Genomic DNA, 4,845 nt, shown 5'->3' with positions numbered 1-4,845 from the left:
ACGCTTACCTTTCGCAAGTCCTTGCAGGGCAAGGGGCTTCGTAATCTTGCCCTGGGTAAAGCCTTTGGGGAAAAGAACTTAGAATAGTTTAGAAAGTTCAGTCCATATTTATCAGGTATACCAAGTCAAGATACAGCGTCTCGCATTGTAAGATTGGTTGATCCAGATGAATTTAAATATTTTTTAGTGAACATTTGACGAAGTGTTCAAAGCCAGTGACACCTTCAGCCTTGCTTGCTGGTCTCTGAGTGTTCTTGCAAATGTGCGAAGTATTAAATACTTATACGATAGAGGAAATCAACAGGATGAAAAAGTTGCCCAGTTCGTTTTTGCTGAATTTGTGTCGATACCTATGCTTTAAGTACGCATAAATACATTCAATCCAATCATTCCTAGTCTGGCAAGTTAAATCCTATAGTTAATACTATAGACCATCTTTTTTTAAGTTAATTGGAACTACCTATGATTTTACCTGTGATTATGGCTGGCGGTAAAGGCTCTCGCCTATGGCCCCTTTCTCGTGAGCTTTATCCAAAGCAATTTCTAACTGTAAAAGGTGAGCAGTCGATGTTGCAACAAACCGTTGCACGCCTATCCGACCTTGAACACATAGCCCCATTATTGATATGTAATGAAGATCACCGTTTTATTGCTGCTGAGCAGATGCGTATAGGCGGTTATGAGCATAGCGGTATAATTTTAGAGCCTGTAGGCAGAAACACGGCGCCAGCTATTGCACTTGCTGCACTGCAAGCAGTTAACAATGCAGTTAATGGTGATGAACCTGTTTTATTAGTGCTTGCCGCTGATCATATCATTGAAAATACACAAGCCTTTACTGCATCAGTAGAAAAAGCACTACCGCTAGCAGAAAACGGCCACCTAATGACCTTCGGTATCGTGCCCTCCACACCTGAAATCGGTTATGGTTATATCAAATCAGGATGCCAGGGTGGAGATGCATTTTCTGTAAGCAAATTTGTTGAAAAACCCGACTTGGCGACCGCAAAAGAGTATTTAGCAAACGGTAATTATTACTGGAACTCGGGTATGTTCCTGTTCAAGGCGTCTCGTTACCTTGAAGAATTAGCTAAATTCGCACCTGATATGTTAGATGTGTGCAAGCGCGCCATGGCTAAATCATCACTAGATTTGGAGTTTGTGCGTGTTGATAAAGCGATCTTTGAAAGTTGTCCCGATAACTCTATTGATTACGCTGTGATGGAACCTCTTTGTGAGAAAGGAGGTGATTCAGTAATGGTAGTACCAATGGATGCTGGTTGGAATGATGTAGGCTCTTTCTCTGCGTTATGGGAAGTATCAGCTAAAGATGAAAACCAAAACGTTATTAAAGGTGACGTCCTTACAGTTGATTCAAATAATAATTATATTTATTCAGAAAACAAATTAGTAGCAACAGTTGGGGTGGATAATCTGATGGTTATTGAAACTAAAGATGCGATTTTGGTTGCAAGTAAAGACAAGGTACAAGATGTTAAGTCTATTGTTGATCAACTAGAAACCGCCAGTAGAACTGAGCACAAACTACATCGAGAAGTAAACCGCCCTTGGGGAAAATACGATTCAATTGACTCTGGCTCGCGTGATCAGGTTAAGCGGATTACTGTTAAACCGGGTGAGAAACTTTCTATTCAAAAGCATCACCATCGATCAGAGCACTGGATTGTGGTATCTGGTACCGCAAGTGTATTAAATGGTGATAAGACGATACTTGTAACTGAAAACGAGTCTACCTACATTCCGCTAGGCACAATACATGCCTTAGAAAATCCAGGTAAAATCCCGCTAGAAATGATTGAAGTGCAAACCGGCAGTTATCTTGGTGAAGATGATATTGTTCGCTTTGAAGACAGATATGGTCGTGAGTAGAAGTGAGATAAATTGTCTTAAATTTAGCTGCTTTTAACCACTTAGTTTGTTCAATATTCACTATATATCCACGTGATCATTGAAGATGCTTGATTTCTCATTAAATCAGGATCATGCTACATACCATGAACATTGTACTCATTCCTGAACAAAAGCAGCAACTCGAACAGATGCACGACACTGAACGTGGTAGTCGTGTGTGACCGTATAAAAGCAGTTTTTCTGACTTCTGGAGTTAGGTCATGATATCTCAATCTTTTGGTACCCATGAGTCTAATCGATGCTCTACCACTGAAAGATATTAGCGTAATGATTACGGATGCTCATGACACGATAGATAGCGAGAGCATGGTTCGCTTCTTTTGGATACTCAATAAAGAGCATTATCCACTGGAGCAAACCGTGTATATTGTGCTTGATGGTACAGCCTATCATCGGTCAGAAATGATGAAAAATGCGTCAAAAGTACTCAATATAGAGCTTCAGTACTTAATACAATACAGCCTTAATTTAAATCCAATAGAGCGACTTTGGAAAGTCATGAATGAGCATGCGAGGTACAATATTTATTTCCCCTCCAAAGCAACATTCACCTCTGTGATCAACAATTTTTTCGTGTGACGCTACCAGAAGTTGCAGGCTCACTTGCATCCAGAATTACGGATGATTTTCAGATACTGAAACCTGCATCTTCAATTTGAACGGGTATAGAATTCCATATGTTAGTTAGTTCAACAGTTATTAAAGAATCAGGCATTCAATTTGGTACCAGTGGTGCTCGTGGTTTGGTAGCGCAGTTTACAGCTGATGTTTGCGCAGCTTTTACCCATGCATTTTTGCAGTGTATGCAAGGGAAGTTTCAGTTTAAAACCGTAGCGCTTGCCATTGATAATCGCCCGAGCAGCCCAGTAATGGCTCAAGCTTGTATTAAAGCTTTAGAGCAGTTAGGTCTTGAAGCCGTTTATTATGGCGTGGTACCAACACCAGCGCTGGCCTATGTGGCAATGCAAGACAACATTCCCTGCATTATGATTACTGGTAGCCATATTCCTTTCGATCGTAATGGTCTTAAGTTTTATCGACCTGATGGTGAAATTACTAAAGCTGATGAGCAAGCGATTTTAAACGCTGATGCGGTATTTACTGCAATCAGTGATTTGCCTGAACTGATCGTTAACCAACGTGCCGCAACGGACTATATTGCTCGTTACACTGAGTTATTCGATATATCGTTACTTAGCGGTAAACGTATGGGTATTTACGAGCATTCAAGTGCTGGCCGTGATTTATATGCACCGCTATTTACCAGCCTTGGCGCTGAAGTTATTTCATTGGAGCGCAGTAATGAATTTGTTCCTATCGATACCGAAGCTGTAGCTGATACAGATAAGCTAAAAGCATTAAATTGGTCTAAACAACATCAACTAGATGCTATTTTCTCGACTGATGGCGATGGTGACCGCCCGCTAGTTGCCGACGAGAACGGTGAGTGGCTACGTGGTGACATTCTTGGTTTGTTATGTTCAAGGGCGATGAACATTGAAGCACTTGCAATCCCCGTTAGTTGCAATACCGTGGTTGAGAGCTTAAATGTGTTTAAACATGTTGAGCGTACCGAGATTGGTTCGCCTTATGTGATTGGCCAATTTGCGCCACTGGCGAAGACGTACGTTTCTATTGCTGGTTTTGAAGCCAATGGTGGCTATTTATTGGGTAGTGATGTTCAAGTTAATGGAAAAACGCTAAAAGCACTGCCAACGCGTGACGCCGTTTTACCCGCTCTAATGCTGCTTGCTGCTGCTGGGGAAAGTGGTATTTCTTCACTGGTTAATGCCCTACCTCAACGAGTGACGGACAGTGACCGTATTCAAAACTTTGCAACTGAAAAAAGCATGCAAATTTTAGCTGATGGTCAGGCTAACCCTGAATTATTACTGATTAAGCTAGGTTTTGACAATACTGTGATTAAGCATGTAGATGTTACCGATGGGTTGCGTTTAACACTTGGCAACGATGATGTTATCCACCTTCGCCCTTCTGGTAATGCGCCAGAGCTTCGTTGTTATGCCGAGTCTACGAGTATCGCTAGTGCGAAGAAGTATGTTGATAAGGTTTTAGAGAAAATTCAATTAATTTAAACAGAATTGCCATTAGTAGTCTCTCATTAAATTGCTTGGTGATGAAGTAGGAGTAGGTCACCAGAATGTATATGTGGTGAAAAATACAGTGTACCCATGTATTTGTTGTGTAAGCGATTAATGAACTAGGGGGAATTCACGTACATGCCCATTTTAAAAGAGTTCGTGGTACAGTGGGTTCTCAACTATTAAACTCCATTGGTTAGAGATATCACATAAGAATCTATTTTCGATGTTATCCCAGACTACCGGCAACAAGATAAAGTTTAGCAACAAGTTGATTGATATCATTTTGTTAACAATTTGCACCATACTTTCGGGTCAATATGGCCGGAAAGCAATGTCCTATACGGCAAAGCAAAGTTGGATTTCTTGAATCAGTGTGGTGATTTTAGTCGTGGTGTTCCTTCAACATCGACGATAGCCAGCCCAATGGGAATGATTAATACGACTCGATGAGTGGATTGAACGATTGCTGTGAGCTAACTAAAGTTATTGCCATTAATTGTAAATTGTCATGGACCTTATGATGACTCCTGTGGACACTGAATGCCTTTGGGGCTGAATATGGTGGTAGTCTGGGGCAGTAAAAGTCTACGAAAATCAATGAGATCATCGCTATTTCGGGGTTGGCTTAAGTGTCTGATATGTATGGTTTTTTGGCTTTGGTGGGTGGCGTATCAAAAGGGAATAGCTCAAAAAGTACTGTAAGCGTGCCATGAACACCGCATTCTAATCCTTCAGCACGAAGAATAAGATCAACTCTCCAACCCAAAGGAGAGTTGAAATGGCAAAACGACGTACCAACCTAGAATGG

Annotated in this window: 2 protein-coding genes and 2 pseudogenes; all 4 read left to right on the top strand. The window is 41.1% G+C overall.

Features of this window, described 5'->3' with window-relative positions; genetic code table 11:
• Window positions 1-185: 185 nt before the first annotated feature.
• Window positions 186-371 (top strand): annotated as a pseudogene (locus AB6E78_RS22685) (hypothetical protein); the annotation flags it as partial.
• A 91-nt stretch (window positions 372-462) separates the two neighbouring features.
• On the top strand, window positions 463-1,890 hold the full coding sequence (locus AB6E78_RS22680) for a mannose-1-phosphate guanylyltransferase/mannose-6-phosphate isomerase (RefSeq protein ID WP_372134247.1): 1,428 nt from the start codon (window positions 463-465) through the stop codon (window positions 1,888-1,890).
• A gap of 267 nt (window positions 1,891-2,157) precedes the next feature.
• Window positions 2,158-2,591: pseudogene (locus AB6E78_RS22675) on the top strand (transposase); the annotation flags it as partial.
• Window positions 2,592-2,609: 18 nt separating this feature from the next.
• The gene (locus AB6E78_RS22670; protein WP_372134248.1) at window positions 2,610-4,028 is read left to right on the top strand and encodes a phosphomannomutase; all 1,419 of its coding nucleotides are present in this window, start codon (window positions 2,610-2,612) and stop codon (window positions 4,026-4,028) included.
• Window positions 4,029-4,845: the final 817 nt, after the last annotated feature.

Source organism: Vibrio sp. 10N.247.310.98, from assembly GCF_041467395.1.
GTDB lineage: Bacteria > Pseudomonadota > Gammaproteobacteria > Enterobacterales > Vibrionaceae > Vibrio > Vibrio crassostreae_C.
Note: the sequence above shows the minus strand (reverse complement) of the source record. Positions and strands in the feature narration are given on the sequence as shown.

Excerpts from the sequence above, each read along its gene's own strand:
- AB6E78_RS22670 (WP_372134248.1), top strand. The coding sequence starts at position 2,610 with ATGTTAGTTAGTTCAACAGTTATTAAAGAATCAGGCATTCAATTTGGT.
- AB6E78_RS22680 (WP_372134247.1), top strand. The coding sequence starts at position 463 with ATGATTTTACCTGTGATTATGGCTGGCGGTAAAGGCTCTCGCCTATGG.